The organism is Listeria sp. ILCC792 (assembly GCF_900186135.1).
Classification (GTDB): domain Bacteria; phylum Bacillota; class Bacilli; order Lactobacillales; family Listeriaceae; genus Listeria; species Listeria goaensis.
In genome coordinates this window covers 34,161-52,253 of sequence record NZ_FYBO01000009.1, presented here as the reverse complement: position 1 = coordinate 52,253, position 18,093 = coordinate 34,161, and the positions used below count along the sequence as shown (strand labels likewise).

Below are 18,093 nucleotides of genomic sequence, written 5' to 3'. Positions count from 1 at the left end.
CCAAAATGTGCGTTTAAATGAATTTTTCTAGTGCGTGCCGAACGCCATCTTCATTGTTGGATTTTGTAACGAATGTCGCTAATTGCTTAACATGTTGTGTGGCATTCCCCATCGCTACAGCGGTTCCGGCAAATTCCATCATCGTGATATCATTTTCAGCATCGCCGAGACATAAAACTTCACGCGCATCTATACCAAGTTTAGCCGAAAGTGCTTTTAGTGCCTCGCCTTTACTAACATTTTTATGAAGAAATTCGAGGTTGTAAGGGACACTGCGCACGATATAATAATCGTTCTTCAACTCCGCTGGTAAGTTTTGCATCACTTCAACGATTTTTTCGGGTTCGTCGAGTAACATAATTTTAGGGATTTGAATGTCGTTTGCCGCCTTTTCAACGGGTTGGTAGTAAAGTGCCGTATTTAGGAGTAGCGAATCTTGGCAAGTTAAAATCGAAATTTCTTCATGCGGCACATACATGTTAGTCGTATCAAAATAGGTGACATGCGCTTGAAACGGGGCGCAAAAATAAAAGATACGCTGCAAATCAGCTTTTTCAAGTGTTGTTTCCACAATGACTTCACGCGTTTCGGTCGCTAGCGTAACAGCGCCATTCATTGTAATGGCTACATCGCCTGAATGGAACAAATCAAGTTCTTTCAGGCTTTTTTCAATTCCGGAAAGCGGGCGACCTGTACATAAAACTACTTTGACCTTCTTTTCACGTAAAGCTAAAATCGCCTTTTTGACGCCTTCTGTTATTTCATGCTCATCATTTAAAAGTGTTCCATCAATGTCGATTGCGACTAATTTAATCATGATTTTCCTCCTGTTTTTTCCAAAAATGGGTTAGTTCATTTTCCAACTGATTTTGATTTGTGGCAAAACAAATATGCTGCCAGTGGGCCGGGAATTCCTTTCGGTATCTGGCTTCTTGAAAGCGGTCATCAAGTAGGAGCACGACACCTTTGTCCCCTTCACTTCTAATGACGCGCCCTGCCGCTTGAAGGACTTTATTTAATCCGGGGATTTGATAGGCGTAATAGAAGCCTTGGTTCAACTTCATTTGGTAGTAGTCTCGCACGAGGTTTTGCTCTTCAGACGGTTGCGCGAGGCCAACTCCGACAACGCCGACGCCGATTAAACGCGCGCCTTTTAAATCCACACCTTCTGAAAAAATTCCGCCTAATATCGCAAATCCTAGCATTTCGCGCTGTTCTTGAAACTCCGCTAAAAAGGTTTCTCGCTCCATTTCAGCCATATTTGTGGCTTGTTTGATTACCGCAACATCAGGAAAGCGCGCGATAAACGCTTCATAAACAGCCTCCATATAAGCATAGGACGGGAAAAACATCATATAATTCCCTGCTTTTGCCTTACGAAGCGCCGCGATGCAATCCACAATCCGCTCGTAGCTAGATGCCCGAACATGGTAGCGCGTGCGAACAAATGTCGGGGAGATGATTTTTAATTTTTGGGGTGAAAAAGGAGATGGAAACGTCAATTTGGTTGTGTCTTCTTCCCCGCCAAGCACGTCACTGTAGTACCCCAACGGATTTAACGTCCCAGAAAACAAAATGCTGGCAACACCTAAATCCATTTTTCCACGTAAAATTTCTGCGGGATCAATACAAATTTGCTTAATGCGCGTATCTCGGCTAGTTTCTATTAGTGTATTGTAATTTTCAGCGTAAAACTCCGTCATTTTCAGATAATGTGTTGCTTCAAAAAACAATTCTAATACTTCGTCATAATTGTTTGCTGCGGCATTCATAGGTAGCCATTCTTTAGTAGCGTCCACAAAATCACTGACATGTTGATTAAATTCGGTCGCGGGTTCTTTTTGAATAAAAATACGCGTTTTTTCATCACACAGCTTGCGAAATTGAATGAGATCGCGATTTAATTCGTTTACCGCCGTATAAATTGCTTTATCTGATTTGGATAAACTTTTTTTCACATTTAAAATGAGCTGTTTGGAAAGTTCCGCTGAATACATGGTTTTTGCACGTTCCACTAAATTATGTGCCTCATCAATCAAAAACGCATAGTTTCCTTTGTTTTCTAAGAAGAAACGTCTTAAATATACTGTTGGATCAAACAAATAGTTGTAGTCACAAATAATCATATCACAAAAGATGGCGATATCTAATGATAATTCAAACGGGCAAACGACATGTTTGCGCCCATATTTTTCAATTATTTCCCGGGAAATAGTTTGCTCATTTCGCACGAGGTCCATCATGGCATCATTTACGCGGCTGTAATAGCCATTAGCATATTGGCAAAAAGCTGGTTCACAGCGGCGTTCATCTAAAAAGCAAATTTTATCTTTTGCTGTAATCGTGACAGTACGCAAATTTATGTCTTGCCTTCTTAAACCTTCCACGGCATCTTCTGCCACTTGGCGCGTAATTGTTTTAGCTGTTAAATAAAAAATTTTATCCACCTTTTTCTCGCCCATTGCTTTTAAAGTTGGGAAAATAGTGGACATCGTTTTACCAATTCCAGTTGGAGCTTCGCAAAACAATTTATCCTGATTGCTAATTGTCCGGTAGACCGCAATGGAAAGTTCACGCTGACCTTTACGATATTTTTCAAAAGGAAATTGCAATTTTTGTAGCGAAGCGTTTCTTTTGGCTTCAAAATCAAGGCGAAGTTTCGCCCAAACCGCGTATTCGGCGATTAAATCTTGAAAAAAGGCTTCCATTTCCGCAAAACTCATCGTGCGTTCAAAACGCGTTACTTGTTTTTCATCTAAATGATAATAGGTTAATTGTAAAGTGAGAGTTGCTTTTTCTTCTTGTTTCGCATAAAAATAACCGTAGCATATCAACTGCGCCCAATGAACTTCCTGACCATCTTCTGCAATTTCCCCAAACGGCGTGTAGGTTGACTTGATTTCATCAATTGTTGACTCAGCAATAATCCCGTCAGCTCGGCCATCAACTTTAAAAAGGATATCTTGATACACATATTCGATTTGAAGTGGCACTTCTTTTTGATAGTTTTCGCCCGCACTGTTTTGCAGCTCTTGATGTACTTTTGTTCCAAGTTGTGCGCGTTCAGCGCCCATACCACGACTGTCAATGCTTCCTGATTTCAACAGAAATTCAACAAGCTTTCGAACAGATATCCTTACTGTTTCCATCATCGTCACCCCTCACTCTATTACAGAATACCATAGAATGTATGTTCTCACAAAAACAAATTCATTTTCAAGAAACTAATGTTGACTTATCTTGTCGGAATACTTATAATTAATAAACCATATGAAAATAGGAGGGTCACGCATGCTTCACATAAAAAAAGGGATTGCCATTTTTTCGATTTTATCATTTTTGGTGCTTGCAGCTTGCGGAAATAGTTCGGCGAATGAAACAGCGACTAAAAAAGTCAATTTTCTTGAAACAAGTGAACTTTTGACGCTAAATACGACAAACGAAGAAGACTTTACGAGTTTTACCGCACAAAATCAAGTTTTTGAAGGTTTATATACATTGGATGAAAAAGATAATTTTGTACCAGGCGTGGCAGCTGAAATGCCAGAAATTAGCGACGACCAAATGACTTATACGATTAAACTAAAAGACGATGCGAAATGGTCAGACGGGTCAGTCATTACGGCGCGCGATTTTGTTTATGCGTGGCAGCGCGCAGTTGATCCAAAAACGGCTCCCGGGTACGCCGCGCTTTTTAAAGACTCGATATTAAACGCGGCAGAAATCAATGACGGGAAGCTTGCGCCAACAGAACTGGCAGCTACTGCGGTGGACGACCACACTTTGCAAATAAAGCTTAAAAAGCCGGTTCCTTATTTTATTTCACTGCTCTCATTTGAGACATTTTTTCCCCAAAAAGAATCTTTTGTTGAAAAAACGGGTGATAAATACGGAACTGATGCGGCGCATACGCTCTACAACGGGCCTTTTGTAATGAAGGAGTGGGACGGAAACACGAGCAAAAGCTGGACTTACGCGAAAAATGACCATTACTGGGATAAGAAAAACGTGGCGGTCGATGAAATTCACGTGAATGTGGCGAAAGATATTAATGCTGGGGTAAATTTGTATGAAACGAATAGCGCTGATCGCGCGCCACTTTCTGGTGAATATGCGAAGCAATTTAAAGACCGCGACGATTTTGTTAGCGAAAAAGATGCGCTCATTAGCTATTTGAAGCTCAATCAAAAGCGCGACGGCAAAGCGACTCCGCTTGCGAATAACAATTTGCGGCACGCGCTTAACCTAGCCATCAACAAGGAACTGCTCACAAATGATGTCCTCGGTGATGGTTCATTCCCTGCAAATGGCTTGATGCCGAAAGATTTTGTCCAAAACCCAGAAACGGGCGCCGATTTTAGAACGGATAGCGGAGACCATTTAGTGTATGACCTAGCGAGTGCGAAAACCTACTTTAAGAAGGCGCAGGCTGAGCTTGGGACGGATAAAATTACGCTGGAGCTGCTTGGCGATGACCAAGATACAACAAAAACGATTTTTGCATTCTTGAAAGACCAGCTTGAAACGAGCCTGCCTGGTCTTACGATTCAAGTGAAAACGATGCCAGCAAAAGCTGCGTCAGAACTCACGCGTACAGGCGATTACGATTTATCTCTAGCCGCTTGGATGCCCGATTTTAAAGACCCATGGACGTACAGCAGTTTGTTTTTATCGGATTACTACAACAATTCGATGAGTTACCATAGCGAGAAATATGATAAACTTGTGCGTTCGACGGATGCGGAACTGGCGAATGAACCGTTAAAACGCTGGAATGCTTTTGTGGCTTCGGAGAAAGTACTTTTAGACGAGGACGCGGCCATTCTCCCTCTTTATCAACATCAAACGGCGGTTTTGCAAAACAAAAAGATTACTGGCGTTCAAAAACACGCTTTCGGATCACCGTATAGTTATAAATTCGTGAAAGTGGCAAATTAAAAGAAATGCCCCGAGCGGGCATTTCTTTTAATTTTCTGCGCGAACAATTGGAAAAAACATTTCATTTTGATTAAATCTATTTTAGGCGTTGACTTTCCACCCACTTCTTGAAATAATTAAAGTATTTTATAATATCATTTAAAGGAGTGTTCGCATTGGCATTTTATTTTAACGAACCATCTCGTACATTTAGTGAATTTTTGCTTGTCCCTGGCTATTCCTCTAAGGAGTGTGTGCCGAAAGAAGTGAGTTTGAAGACTCCGATTGTGAAATTCAAGCGCGGAGAAACTTCTGCGATTACGATGAATATTCCGCTCGTTTCGGCAATCATGCAAGCTGTTTCAGACGACAACATGGGGATTGCTCTCGCTAAAGAAGGTGGCGTTTCGTTTATATACGGTTCACAATCCATTGAAAGTGAGGCTCGCATGGTATCGCGCGTCAAAAATCACAAAGCTGGTTTTGTCATTAGCGATTCGAATATTCGCCCTGACCAAACTTTACAGGACGTTTTGGATTTGAAAGAAGCAAGCGGTCACTCCACGATGGCGGTCACAGAAGATGGCACCGCTCACGGGAAGCTACTAGGCGTTGTCACAAGCCGCGATTACCGCGTAACGCGCATGGACAAAACGGAGCTCGTACGCGATTTCATGACGCCGTTTGAAAAATTAATTACGGCAAGCCACACGACGAGTTTGAAAGAAGCAAACAACATCATTTGGGATAACAAGCTGAACGCCCTTCCACTCGTAGATGAAACGAATCACCTCGCCTACTTCGTTTTCCGCAAAGATTATGACTCGAACAAAGAAAATACACTAGAACTTTTGGATGAAAACAAGCGTTATGTGGTCGGTGCGGGGATTAATACGCGCGACTATGAGGAAAGAGTGCCCGCTCTAGTAGAAGCTGGCGCCGACATTTTATGTATCGATTCTTCGGAAGGTTTCTCCGAATGGCAAAAACTGACGCTTGATTTTATCCGCGACAAATACGGCGATTCCGTAAAAGTGGGCGCTGGAAATGTCGTTGACCGTGACGGCTTCAGATTTCTCGCAGAAGCTGGCGCCGATTTTGTCAAAGTCGGTGTGGGCGGCGGCTCCATCTGCATTACGCGCGAACAAAAAGGCATTGGCCGCGGCCAAGCAACCGCGGTAATCGATGTAGCCAAAGCGCGCGACGAATATTTCGAGGAAACCGGCATTTACATTCCGATTTGTTCTGACGGCGGCATCGTTTACGATTACCACATGACGCTCGCGCTCGCGATGGGTGCCGACTTCATCATGCTAGGCCGCTACTTCTCTCGTTTTGACGAAAGCCCAACTAACAAAGTCAATTTAAACGGCACCTACATGAAAGAATACTGGGGCGAAGGCGCTAACCGCGCGCGCAACTGGCAACGTTATGACATGGGTGGCGACAAAAAATTGTCCTTTGAAGAAGGCGTAGACTCCTACGTGCCGTATGCCGGCTCGCTAAAAGACAACGTGGAAATCAGCTTGAACAAAGTCCGCTCAACCATGTGCAATTGCGGCGCCCTAAACATTCCCGAACTTCAGCAAAAAGCTAAAATCACGCTCGTTTCGGCGACTTCCATCGTAGAAGGCGGCGCCCATGACGTTGTCGTGAAAGACGCAACGAATAATTTGATGCAGTAAAAAAGGCATTGCTTACGAATGATATGCCCCTAAGAGTCTAATCTTAGCGGGCATATCACTCAAAGCTGCCTTTTTTGCTATCCATTATGAACTACATATTCTTCTTTACCTGATTTCAGATTGTTACTCAAATAACGTCCTATATGAATGGACTGCTTTTCAATAAGCTGATAATAAATAGTCGCCACTCCTAGAATAAATGGCACGCTAATTAATTGTATGAACCCTATTGATACTCCGAAAGAAGTCAATATATAGATAGCTGGTATGAACACTACACAATGTACTAGATATACACTAAACGATATTTTTCCTAACCATAAAAAGACTTTGTTCTCCAGATACTTTTGCGCCCTCTCCGTTTGATAACATAGAAGTAAAATTGTAACGCAAGCAACTCCTATCACAACATCAGAAATAGCCTGTTTCTGTGTAACCCCGAGCAAATTAAATATGCTAACATGCAAGTAGAGGATTATTGCTAAACTCAAAAGAAAAATTTTAACTCTTGCACTAAACGCCATTATATTTTGCCAATGTAAGCTTAATAAAATTCCAGCAATAAAGAATCCTACATTAAATACCGTCGCTCCAATTAATAATTTAGAATTTAGCAACATGAGAAGAGCTAGCCCTATAAAGAATGAGGCAAATAGTGCCACCATTGATACATAAATATTATTTCTCTTCACAAAAATGTATAGCACTGGAAAAATAATAGAAATTCGCAACTCAATGATAAGCGACCAAATAACTGGATCAATTTTATCCACATCTTGTCCCAGCATCAATAAGTTGGAAACTACTGTATGCATATCATTGTACCGGCTCCCAACATTATTGAACCAAGCCGATAGACCACTAATCCCTTCTGGTTGAAGGATTGCAAAAATAACCTCTGCTAATAAAATAATGACAAAAAACGGGATGTAAATTCTACAAAATCGTTTGATTAGATATGAAAAATAAGTCCTAAATCTTAGCTCATTCATTTTTTCTAAACTTAAACTTAATGCGATTCCACTTAAGACAAAAAATAGAATCACCGCACTCCTTCCAAGCGGTTCAAATAATTCTTTGAAAATCGGATTTGTACTATAGGTTTCTGCAAAATGTGCTAAGACAACTGTTACTGCTGCTATTCCCCTCAAAGAATCAAGAAAATATATATGTTTCTTCAAAAATTTCTCCTCCATTTGATTGCTTTTAAGATATTCTCATTTCTGATTAATTACACTAAGACACTTAATTCTGTATCCAAGTATGCTTCCAAACCTTGTAGAATACTGAACTTAGGTACATACCCTAAAGTTTTAATCTTGGCAATCGTGGCAAAAGAGTACTTAATATCACCATTTCTAGCAGGATAATATTCTCTTGGAATTTCAACATGAATCAGTTTCTCAAACACTTCTAAAACTTCATTTAATGTATATTTTTCGCCAGAAGCAATATTGAATACTTCACCATTACTACTTTCTTTCTCCCCAAGAAGTCTCAACCCTTGTACAACATCTTTTACATAAACAAAATCTCTAACTTGTTCCCCGTCTCCATATACATTAAAATTCGTCTTCACTCCTTCTTTTAGTTGCATAGCTGTATTCGCCATTATAGATAATACACCTGAATAAGGGGAGCTTGGATTTTGCCTAGGACCATAGACATTAAAGAATCTAGCTACAGATACATTGAGATTGAATAATTTCCCATACGATACGGCATATTTTTCCGAACTATATTTATCTATGCCATATGGTGTTAATGGATCAATGGCCGATGTTTCTGTTTTAGGTAAAGTAGGTTCTGCCCCGTACACTGCTGCCGAAGAGGCAAATACAAATTTTTTGATTGGTTCCTCTTGATTTCGACATGCTTCTAATAAGAAAATTGTACTGTCTGTATTAACATAATGAGAAGATATTGGACGATTGACTGTTTCTGCCACACTTGCAATAGCAGCTAGATGATAGACATAGTCAAAAGTGTATTGTTCAAATAAGATTTCGATAGTCTGAAGATCACATACGTCCCCTTCCCAAAAAACAGCTTCACTTGGTAAATTTTCGAGCTTTCCTGTGCTTAAATTATCCACTACAACAACTTTGTTTTCTTTAACTAACTCTTGAACTAAATGGCTTCCAATAAATCCTGCTCCACCTGTTACTAAGATAGTGTTTTGCATAATAACTCCTCCTTGATTAATATTTACGGTCATAAGGGCGATATTTTTTCCTGAGTATAACTTGATTCTCAGCTCTCCCTAAAATTTCATCTCTAAAAAACAATACTGCCCCACCTTTTTTTATCTTTGTAATTTTATTTCTATTTATAAGCGAATAAAAACTTTGTCTAGATATAGCTAATATCTCCATCGCTTCAGCGGTTGATAGGAAGTATTGGTTTAAAATATCTAATTGCTCTTTCTGTGATAAATTATCCATTTTCCACCTCATATTTTTAAAATAGTTTTTCATTTAACATGTGAATATTAAATTCAGTTTCAACTTTTTTTCTTGCCTCAGTAAGCATATCTAATTTCTTTTGCTCATCAAGTTCAGTGTAGCAAATAATAGCATTCGCAATTTCTTCAGGACTATTTTCAGGAACTAAGAACCCTGATTTCTTATCATCAATGAGTTCCGGTATTCCGCTATGAACTGTTGAAATGACTGGTTTACCCTGTGCCATCGCTTCCATTAACGAAACAGGTATCCCTTCCATATCGCCATCAGGTGCTGTAATGCTTGGTAAAAGAAAAATATCACTGTGCATGAACATCTCTTTGACCGCCTTTTGTTCCTTAAATCCATGAAATCTAACATTCTCCATAACATCTAATTTCTCAGCTAACTCTTTTAATACAAATCGTTCATCGCCATCTCCTAAAATATTCAGTACAACATCCATACCTTTTGCTTTTAAAATTTTTACTGTTTTAATAGCATCTGCTATACCTTTCTTAGGTGTAAGGCGTGCAACAATTAACAAACGAACATCCGAATAAGTTTCTACTGCTGGATAAAAATCAAATGTTTTAGTATCAATTCCCATATGATGTACTTGAATTTTTTCTTTATTTGCGCCCAACTTAATTAGCTGTTGCCGCCAGTAAATGCTTATGGGTAATAATTTTGTATTTGTTTTGAACAAGAATTTATAATACTGTTTACCTTTTTGATTTATTGTACGGGTTAAATCGTAGCCATGGAAAAACGTCACCTGCTCTCCCTTCAAAAAACCGGTGTCTTGCAATATACTCGCAATGAGTCCGACGTTCCCGTAATGGGACACAATTAAGTCTGCTGAAGCACGAACTTTTTGCATGCATATAGTCGGTGCGAGCGTCCAAACAATTTTACCGTATCTTTTTCGGTTTAAACCTTTTAAAGCAATGGCAGGTTTAGTAAATATCCCTTTTAAAGTTAGTTTCAACCGTTCCTTTTTGGAGCTCGGAATATTCAAATACGTCACTTTTTCTAGTAATTTATAATTCTGGACATCAGCATGCACTTTCTCTATGTTCCCCTGTTTCAGGGCTAAAATTTGCACCTCACAGCCTAAATCAATTGCTCCTGTTATTTGATTTAAAATAAAGGTTTCTGATAACGTTGGAAATTCAGTGACAAAAAACAGCACCTTTTTATTTTTCATAGGTCAAATACTTTCTTTCTTCCATTTTTCCATAAGATACTTTCTTATTTTCGAATCCATCTTTCAATAGATTCTTCGTATCTAATATTAATCTACTGTTTTGTCCAATGGCTTCCATATCAAAAATGTTATGCCCGGTTAATAAGACAACCAAATCGTAGTTATTAAAAGTGCCATATTCTAGGTTAATTGAATGTTTGATGTCTCCATTTACATCTTGAAAAGCTGGCGCTTCAGGATCACAAAAGTCTACTTGAGCACCTTGTTTTTTTAACTCCTCGTAAATATGCAATCCAGGAGATTCACGCAAATCATTACTATTTTCCTTGTAAGCCATACCAACAAGTAATATACGTGACCCATTAATAGCTTTTTGGTGTTTATTTAAAGCAACAGCAGCATGCTCTACCATTTTTTCAGGCATTAGATGGTTTGTCTCATGAGCTAATTCGATAAAACGACTATAGAAATTTTTTGATTTAGCCTTCCAAGATAAATACATAGGATCAAGAGGGATACAATGTCCTCCAATACCAGGACCAGGAGTAAACTTCATGAAACCAAATGGTTTACTGCTAGCTGCCTCAATTGTTTCCCAAATATCTATATCCATTTTTTCAGCTAAGAGAGCCATTTCATTAATAAAAGCAATATTGATACTTCGGAAAGTATTCTCAAGAAGCTTACTCATTTCAGCAACTTCCGCTGAGTTAACAGGAACTACCGTCTCAATAACTTGACTATATAAGATTTCTCCAAGTTCTTTTGAAGGTTCGTCCACACCACCAACTACTTTAGGTGTGTTTAATGTGTCATATTTTTTATTACCTGGATCAACACGTTCAGGGGAATAACTAGCGAAGAAGTCTTTTCCCAAAACAAAGCCGCAATCTACCATTGTTTTGCAAATAAATTCTCTTGTGGTTCCTGGATAAGTTGTGCTTTCAAGCGATACTAAGACTCCTTTTTTGGCATGTGCTTTAATAATTTCCATTGAATTTGTAATGTAACTCATATCTGGTTCCATTGTTTCAGTTAATGGCGTAGGAACACAGATGATGATGGCATCCGCGGCACTAATTGCTATGGCATCATTTGTCACACTAAAATTGCTTGCCAATTCTTTTCTAAGCACCTCATCACTGATATCTGCAATATCAGACTCACCTTTTTGCAAGGTATTAATTTTGTTTTCGCTAATGTCAAACCCAATTGTTTGGAAGCCTTTCCTAGAGAAAGCCATTGCAAGTGGCAATCCCACATAACCAAGCCCCACGATGGCAACTTTTGCATCTTTACTTAAAAATTTTTCTTTTAAAATGGATAACATATCATTTTAGTTCCTTTCCCAATAAGTGAATTAAAGCGTTTGTTACTCTCTTTTGTCCTTTGGAATTAGCATGGTACACCGAGTCATATACCTCTTCTTTCTCTAAACGAAATAGTTCAAAATTAAATCCTGTTGGTAAATATATTTTAAATTCCGTATAGAGTTGTTCTAAATAGCTCTCATTAATTTCATTTGCGAAGAAAGCAGGTGGCAGAATTGTTACACTCACTTTATTTTTTTCCATTCTTTCAATAAACTTTAAAATTTCATCTATAGCTGCAGTTCTGGTATAGTGGCTCGGAAAAGCAATTTGTTTTTTCTTATCTGGTTCACAAATTTGTGAATCTAACTCTAGATAGCATCCTGTTCTGCCAAATTTCGCTTGCTTTCGACGAGCCATCTTTTCAGGATTTGAAGAACTATATGCATGTTTTAAAGATAGTAAAAATAATTTCCATTTCTGCTTGTATCTTTTTCGTCTTCTACGGATTTGTTTTTCTAGAAACATATCAATACCGAAACCAAAAACATAATATGGAGGGTTTGTATATTGATTGAACTCAAGTGGTAAAATCACTCTATCTCCTTCTTTTAAATGTTTCTCCATGTACTCGGCTAAATATGAAAATCCTAGCCCAACATTAACTCCAAAATTGATAACTTCTTTCCCAAGAACCTCAGTAATTTCATCTGTGTTGAAACTATATAAAACACTGCTTCCACCAGCTACAACAATCTTTTCTCCAGATATTTCCTGTAGCAGTTCTTCTTTCTTCCTTAAAAGATTATGCATGTTTTGGATACTATTAAAATTAAACATATTAAGACTCCTTTCTTTTGTATCGACGCATTCCTTGTCTCGCAACAATAATTTGCTTTATCTTTTCAACAAAGGAATCTTTCTTTAAAATTAAAAATGCACCATAAACAACTATGCCTACAACAACTTGCAAAACCATTGTATACATTAATCCTATTCGGAAGTACGAAATGGCTATCTCTCCTAAAAACGCAACTCCACTTGCCAATACATACGGCCTCATTTTCTTGATTGTCTGTTTTACATCGAAAAATGATCTAGCAAAATAAGCCTGTAGTATACACAACACCATTGTAAATATAAGATAAGCAATAGATGTTCCTATGCTTTTCAAGTGAGGAATCAAAATAAGGTTCGTGATAAAGCTGCACACAGAAGCAATTAATACGGAACTCGTATAGGCTTTATTTTTCCCCGAAGTGATAAGTACTTGAATCCCAAAAACCCCTGCCAAGCCAGAAAAGAATAAACTCGGAGCTAGTATTTGTAAATTAATGACTGAGGCCTGAAAATCTTGACCTAAAAACCAAGGTATAAAGGACGGGGCTATCGCAATTAATCCTGTTACGATAGGTAAAGTACTGAATGACACATATTGAACAGAAAAATAAAATGAACTTTCAAAGCTTTCTCTGCTCCTAGAATTGTATTGTTTAACCATTCGCGGGCTCATTACAGTTGAAAGAGCTGTTACAAAGACAACGAACAACGTAATTAGCTTGAATGATTGGTTGTAAAACCCTACATCTACTTCAGCGGCAACATTACCTAGAATAACTTTATTTAACGCTGTCGGAATGAGTGTTAGAATTGGAACAACAGCAAAAATTAATATAGGAAAAATATGTTTTTTTACTAATTGAAAGCTAATACTGAAACCTCGTAATTGTTTTAAAAGTGGAATCCACGTAACTAATTGTCCCAGCAATAAAGATAAAGCATTGATAAGAATATATATTGATAAATCGTCTGGTTCTTTCACTAGCATAAAAATTCCTATAATCGACACAATGCGGACAACCATATTACGAATCATAATGTTTTTCATATTTTCTTGCCCCGTAAAGAACCATGTCACATCTAATACATACGCCAGAATCGTTAGACTGTTTATCAAAAATAATTGTGTATAGCTTGTACTTAAAAACGCAAAGACCAGATAAACAACTAGTACTAATGTTGAAAACACAAATTGTATTGTGTATAAACTGAAAAATTCTGTTTTCAGGTTACGTTTATCTATAACGGCGGCAATTTCTTTCCTTCCATAGTCACCAATGCCTAGCGAAGCAAACGCAATAAAAAGCTGCACTACTGAACCTACATAAGCTTCTATACCTATATTTTCTGGTTGTAATACTCGGATAACATAGGGCATGGTAAATATGGGTGTAATAATGAGTAACGTTTGATAAAGCAAAACGAAAATATAATTAACGGTTATTTTTTTATTCATTTTTTATACTGCGTCCTTACCAATTAGAACCTGTTTTATGGTGAGAAAAATAATCAATAAATCCAGCTTCATACTAAATTTTTCTACATAATAATAATCTAACTTCATCTTTTGACCATGATTCATATTGCTGCGTCCGTTGACTTGAGCCCATCCCGTTATTCCTGGCTGTACTGCTAGCCTTTTCTTTTGACTAGGAGAATAGCATTTCGTTATATCCAATATTTCGGGTCTTGGTCCCACTATGCTCATCTCACCTCTTAGAACATTCCAGAGTTGTGGAAGTTCATCTAAACTAAATTTACGAATGAACGCACCTATTTTAGAAACATTAGGTTGATCTCCTGAAATAGACTTAAAAACAAAGTCATCTGGAACCCCGTTCTCCCAATCATAAATAGTGCTCTGTTTAGGGCTAACTATAGCATCGCTACGCATAGAGCGGAATTTATAGATTTGAAATGGTTGTTCAAATTTACCTGCTCGAGTTTGAGTAAAAATCACCTTCTCTTTTGGTGAATCAAATTTTACAAGTATGGCAGTAAATAAGAAAAACGGTGATAAGACTATAAGCCCAATAAGTGACAAGCATACATCTAATAATCTTTTTTCTTTTTGTTTTAAATTACTTAAGTGCTCAACTGTTTTATATGCCATGAAATCCCTTCCTATCTTATTGTTTTCACTGATCCCCCTGTACGCAAATGCTTAAAAAATCCATTCCATACGTAACAAGGAAAATAAATTAACGATTGTAAAAAAGATAATTTTTGATTCTCTCTATAAACTAACCAAATTTGTTTAGCCATGTGTAATTTGTTATTTGACAGAGAAGAGGTGTTACCTTTTCGGTAATAGGCAAGCGATTCTGTAAGTCCTGCCACTTTATGACCTTCTCTTAATATAGAAAGCCATGTTGCAGTATCTTCCGCTCCCCCTAAATTTGGCATTTCTATTTTTCCTGTTTTCTCTATATCAATAATCACCGTAAGACAACCAATAATCGTATTCTTGAGTAGTTGTCTGTACGAAATGTTCTCTGGAATAGTCACACGCCCGGTGACCTTTTCACCCGCAGCATCAATCACTTCATAAGCTGTATAGCTAAGTGCTAGTTCCCTATCTTCCATAAATTGAATTTGTTTCTCCAACTTATCAACTTTCCACAAGTCATCACTATCTAAAAAAGCGACATATTTTCCTAAAGCTTGTTTAAGCCCCTGGTTTCTTGCGGCTGCTACACCAACATTTTCTTTCAATTCAATTACCTTCACTCGTTCGTCTTGGTAGCCCCTCACAAGATTTACTGTTTGATCTTGTGAACAATCATCAATAACTAATAACTCAAAATTTTGATAGGTTTGGAGCATGACGCTATTTATGGAAGACTCGATATGTTCTTCTGCATTGTGTGCCGGCATAATAATACTAACTAGTACCAAAATCTGATTCTCCTTTATTAAAGTAATAAATATTCAGCATGCTTATAGCAAGACCGATTCCCAAACTAAGGTGACGCTTATCAATTGAATTACTGAGTCCAATACTTGCTGAGAAAAAGCTCATTAAGACTAATAGAACAACAATACCCACTAGATTAAAGCCATTTTCTAAAATATACTTTACACCATAAAAAAGAATAAGCCCGAAAAATATAAGTAAAGGAATGAATGTAAGCAACCCACCGTTTGCCAAAGCCTCTAACCAGTAGTTATGCGCTGAAAAATAATTGTCTTCCCACCGTTCATAGCCATACATGTAATAGTCTAGTTTTACTGGCAGAATCCCTGCCCCCATGCCATTGAATTTCGATTCCTTTATTAATTTCCAAGATAATTTATACATCTCCATGCGGTCGCTTGTTGACCCTCCTTTTTCATTAAAAGCTTTCGAAATGATAGATATAATCTTACTAATAAAGTCAGAGCGAGAGAATGTAAGTAACAACATCCCTGCCATTAACCCAACATAAATGCTTATTAGTGACCACACTTTCGACCATGCAAGCAAGAAAATAAATAGTTCAGCTAAAATAATTACCATTGAAAGTCGTGAATAGGTCATAATGACAAGATATAGTGCAAGCGACGACACTAAAACAATGGATGTAATTCGTAGCCAACTCATTTTAATCCGCGTGAGGGTGAAAATTACGAATGGTAATAGTATTGTGATTTCGGAGGCAAAATCATTTGTATTTAGTAAAAATCCTGTAGGTTGAAATTGACTGGTTGTAGTTTCATAATAGTAGCTTCCGGAACGCGATAAATGAATTCCTGTTAATACTTCAAAGATTCCCAAACCTAAAATACCAATGTAAACAATTGTTAACAAGTTACTAAACAGATGGAACCTTTTAGTATCATTAATGTAATACACACAGAGAAAGATGACATACAACCACTCAAACGTAAAATATAAGTACCGAATACTTAAACTCATATCTGGTGTCCAAAACAGCGTAATTGTCATGCCCGAAAGAAACAATACAAAGGCTATAAAAAACCATTTTACATATTTCAATCGTTGCCAATCTTTTTTTTGCGTCACACAAAATAAGATAAAGTGTACAGGAATTAGAAGTCGAAACAAAAAAATATTCTCACTACCGGGGATCCCTAAATAAGACCCAAAAAAACCAGCAAATAATATAACAAAACTTAAAACATTTGTTATTTTGTCATAATTGATTTTGAAAACCACAGGAATAACAAGTAAAAATAACAGCGAAATTAAATATCCATATGGCATGAAAATACAAATCTCTAAAATTACAATTGCTGCGATAATAAATAGCAACAGCATTAAATGAAATTTATTTTTCCATAAATTAGTAGTAAGCATAGGTGCTTTTATCTTTCTTGTTATATTGGTGACCGTTTAATATCGCTCCAATTAATGGCGTTCCTGAACTATCTACATATGCTTTAATTTCTTCAATTTCTCCAATTTTCGTAACGCCCTCTCGCACTACGAATACTACACCATCGCAGAGAGAGGCGATAATCCGGCCATCAGCTAGAACACGAATAGGAGGTGTATCAATTAAAATAATGTCATACATATCGTCAAGTTTTTCCAGTAACCCTCTAAAACCCTCTGAACTTATAATTTCAAGCGGATTAGGAGGCAAAGGACCTGTTGGCATAAAATGAAAATCATCTTCAATGTCAAAAATACTTTGGCTTAGCAAATCAGGATTTTGCATAACCGTCATCAGTCCATTATTTCTATCAAATGATAGTTGACGTGTCAGACGAGGTCTATGCAAATCCATATCCATTAGGAGTACTTTTTTCCCTTGTCTTGCTATTTCTTGGGCTATATTACTTATACAAAAAGTCTTTCCTTCACCTTTGTTAGCAGAAGTAAACATTATACGTTTATGCTTTTTTTGAGCTAAAAACGAGAGTTGTAAACTTACTTGAATAGCCCGAATCTTTTCGGCCTCAAACGTCTTCTCTCCCCGTTTATAAAGCAATAATTTCTCTTTAGGCTTAAAAACATTTAGGTCACCTTTTGGATTTATAGGATGTAGTTTAATTTTTTGGTTGAACATTAGTTATCTATCCCTTCTATATACGGTATATCCCCAAGGAAAGTTATTTCTAAATCCGTTAAGGCTTCTTTATGGCGGATGACACTGTCATAACTAATTTGAAGTAAAACTACGACAACGGCTAAACCTAAACCGAGCCCAGCTGCCAAAATATATTTAGTGACATTAGTAACGGTTTGCGCTGTATCAGCTTTTTCTAAGATGATGATATTAGTACCATTAAAAAGCTTTGGAAAATCTTTCTGCGCAACTTCGGCTATACCATTTGCAATTTTTTGAGCCACTTTTGGATCACCATCAGTAACACTAATTGTGTAAACCAATGAATTTGTATTACTTTTAATAGTGATTTTATCTGCTAATTCCGCAGTAGAGATATCCCATTTATTCATCTTAATGACTTCTTGCAATGTACGACTACTCGCAATTGTTGTGCTATACGTATCAGCTAACTGAATAGAGGATCTTACATTATCTGACGTTTGAGATGCATTTTCAGTATTTGCTGGTGTAGCTAATAATTGTGTAGAAGTTGAATAAGTAGGTTTCACTAAAAAATGCGTAGTTAAAAATGTTAAAGCAACTAAAACTAGGGGGATGATAATAAACCAGAACCACAATTTTTTTAAACTGTCGAAGAACTGATTAATCGATTTTACATGTATCATTTTC

General features: G+C 37.4%; 16 protein-coding genes. 2 read left to right on the top strand and 14 right to left on the bottom strand.

Annotated features, from left to right (window positions below; translation table 11 throughout):
- Positions 1–13: 13 nt before the first annotated feature.
- Together yidA and CFS60_RS10165 are read right to left on the bottom strand one after the other, a co-directional pair.
- Entirely contained in the window at positions 14–817 is an 804-nt protein-coding gene (gene yidA / locus CFS60_RS10170; RefSeq protein ID WP_088810797.1) for a sugar-phosphatase, read from the bottom strand.
- A complete protein-coding gene (locus CFS60_RS10165; protein ID WP_088810798.1) occupies positions 810–3,149 on the bottom strand; it encodes an ATP-dependent DNA helicase in 2,340 nt (779 codons plus the stop codon). Before CFS60_RS10165 ends, yidA begins: the two co-directional genes overlap by 8 nt.
- A 142-nt stretch (positions 3,150–3,291) precedes the next feature.
- Here CFS60_RS10165 and CFS60_RS10160 point away from each other — a divergent pair, with 142 nt between their 5' ends.
- On the top strand, positions 3,292–4,938 hold the full coding sequence (locus CFS60_RS10160; protein ID WP_088810799.1) for a peptide ABC transporter substrate-binding protein: 1,647 nt from the start codon (positions 3,292–3,294) through the stop codon (positions 4,936–4,938).
- A gap of 155 nt (positions 4,939–5,093) precedes the next feature.
- Entirely contained in the window at positions 5,094–6,602 is a 1,509-nt protein-coding gene (locus tag CFS60_RS10155) for an IMP dehydrogenase (RefSeq protein ID WP_088810800.1), read from the top strand.
- A gap of 77 nt (positions 6,603–6,679) precedes the next feature.
- Here the strand turns inward: CFS60_RS10155 and CFS60_RS10150 are convergent, their stop codons facing one another.
- From CFS60_RS10150 to CFS60_RS10095, 12 genes are read right to left on the bottom strand one after another with little or no spacing between them, the layout of a single operon-like run.
- Positions 6,680–7,783: an acyltransferase gene (locus CFS60_RS10150; protein ID WP_159457906.1), complete on the bottom strand. Its 1,104-nt coding sequence runs from the start codon at positions 7,781–7,783 to the stop codon at positions 6,680–6,682.
- A 50-nt stretch (positions 7,784–7,833) separates the two neighbouring features.
- Positions 7,834–8,787 (bottom strand): NAD-dependent epimerase/dehydratase family protein, encoded by a 954-nt coding sequence (locus CFS60_RS10145; RefSeq protein WP_088810802.1) that lies wholly within the window; start codon positions 8,785–8,787, stop codon positions 7,834–7,836.
- A gap of 16 nt (positions 8,788–8,803) precedes the next feature.
- Positions 8,804–9,046 (bottom strand): helix-turn-helix domain-containing protein, encoded by a 243-nt coding sequence (locus CFS60_RS10140; RefSeq protein ID WP_240310386.1) that lies wholly within the window; start codon positions 9,044–9,046, stop codon positions 8,804–8,806.
- Between the two features lie 16 nt (positions 9,047–9,062).
- Positions 9,063–10,256: a glycosyltransferase gene (locus CFS60_RS10135; RefSeq protein WP_088810803.1), complete on the bottom strand. Its 1,194-nt coding sequence runs from the start codon at positions 10,254–10,256 to the stop codon at positions 9,063–9,065.
- A complete protein-coding gene (locus tag CFS60_RS10130) occupies positions 10,246–11,586 on the bottom strand; it encodes a nucleotide sugar dehydrogenase (RefSeq protein ID WP_088810804.1) in 1,341 nt (446 codons plus the stop codon). The genes CFS60_RS10135 and CFS60_RS10130 overlap by 11 nt, the downstream gene beginning before the upstream one ends.
- Before the next feature lies 1 nt (position 11,587).
- Positions 11,588–12,406 (bottom strand): hypothetical protein, encoded by an 819-nt coding sequence (locus tag CFS60_RS10125; protein WP_088810805.1) that lies wholly within the window; start codon positions 12,404–12,406, stop codon positions 11,588–11,590.
- Between the two features lies 1 nt (position 12,407).
- The gene (locus CFS60_RS10120; RefSeq protein WP_088810806.1) at positions 12,408–13,862 is read right to left on the bottom strand and encodes a polysaccharide biosynthesis C-terminal domain-containing protein; all 1,455 of its coding nucleotides are present in this window, start codon (positions 13,860–13,862) and stop codon (positions 12,408–12,410) included.
- A 3-nt stretch (positions 13,863–13,865) separates the two neighbouring features.
- Entirely contained in the window at positions 13,866–14,519 is a 654-nt protein-coding gene (locus CFS60_RS10115) for a sugar transferase (protein WP_088810807.1), read from the bottom strand.
- An 11-nt stretch (positions 14,520–14,530) separates the two neighbouring features.
- Complete coding sequence (locus CFS60_RS10110) at positions 14,531–15,304, bottom strand: glycosyltransferase family 2 protein (RefSeq protein WP_088839208.1); 774 nt, start codon at positions 15,302–15,304, stop codon at positions 14,531–14,533.
- Positions 15,291–16,706: an O-antigen ligase gene (locus CFS60_RS10105; protein ID WP_088810809.1), complete on the bottom strand. Its 1,416-nt coding sequence runs from the start codon at positions 16,704–16,706 to the stop codon at positions 15,291–15,293. Before CFS60_RS10105 ends, CFS60_RS10110 begins: the two co-directional genes overlap by 14 nt.
- Positions 16,693–17,421, bottom strand: a complete 729-nt coding sequence (locus tag CFS60_RS10100; protein ID WP_088810810.1) for a CpsD/CapB family tyrosine-protein kinase — start codon at positions 17,419–17,421, stop codon at positions 16,693–16,695. Before CFS60_RS10100 ends, CFS60_RS10105 begins: the two co-directional genes overlap by 14 nt.
- Positions 17,421–18,089 (bottom strand): YveK family protein, encoded by a 669-nt coding sequence (locus CFS60_RS10095; protein ID WP_088810811.1) that lies wholly within the window; start codon positions 18,087–18,089, stop codon positions 17,421–17,423. Before CFS60_RS10095 ends, CFS60_RS10100 begins: the two co-directional genes overlap by 1 nt.
- Positions 18,090–18,093: the final 4 nt, after the last annotated feature.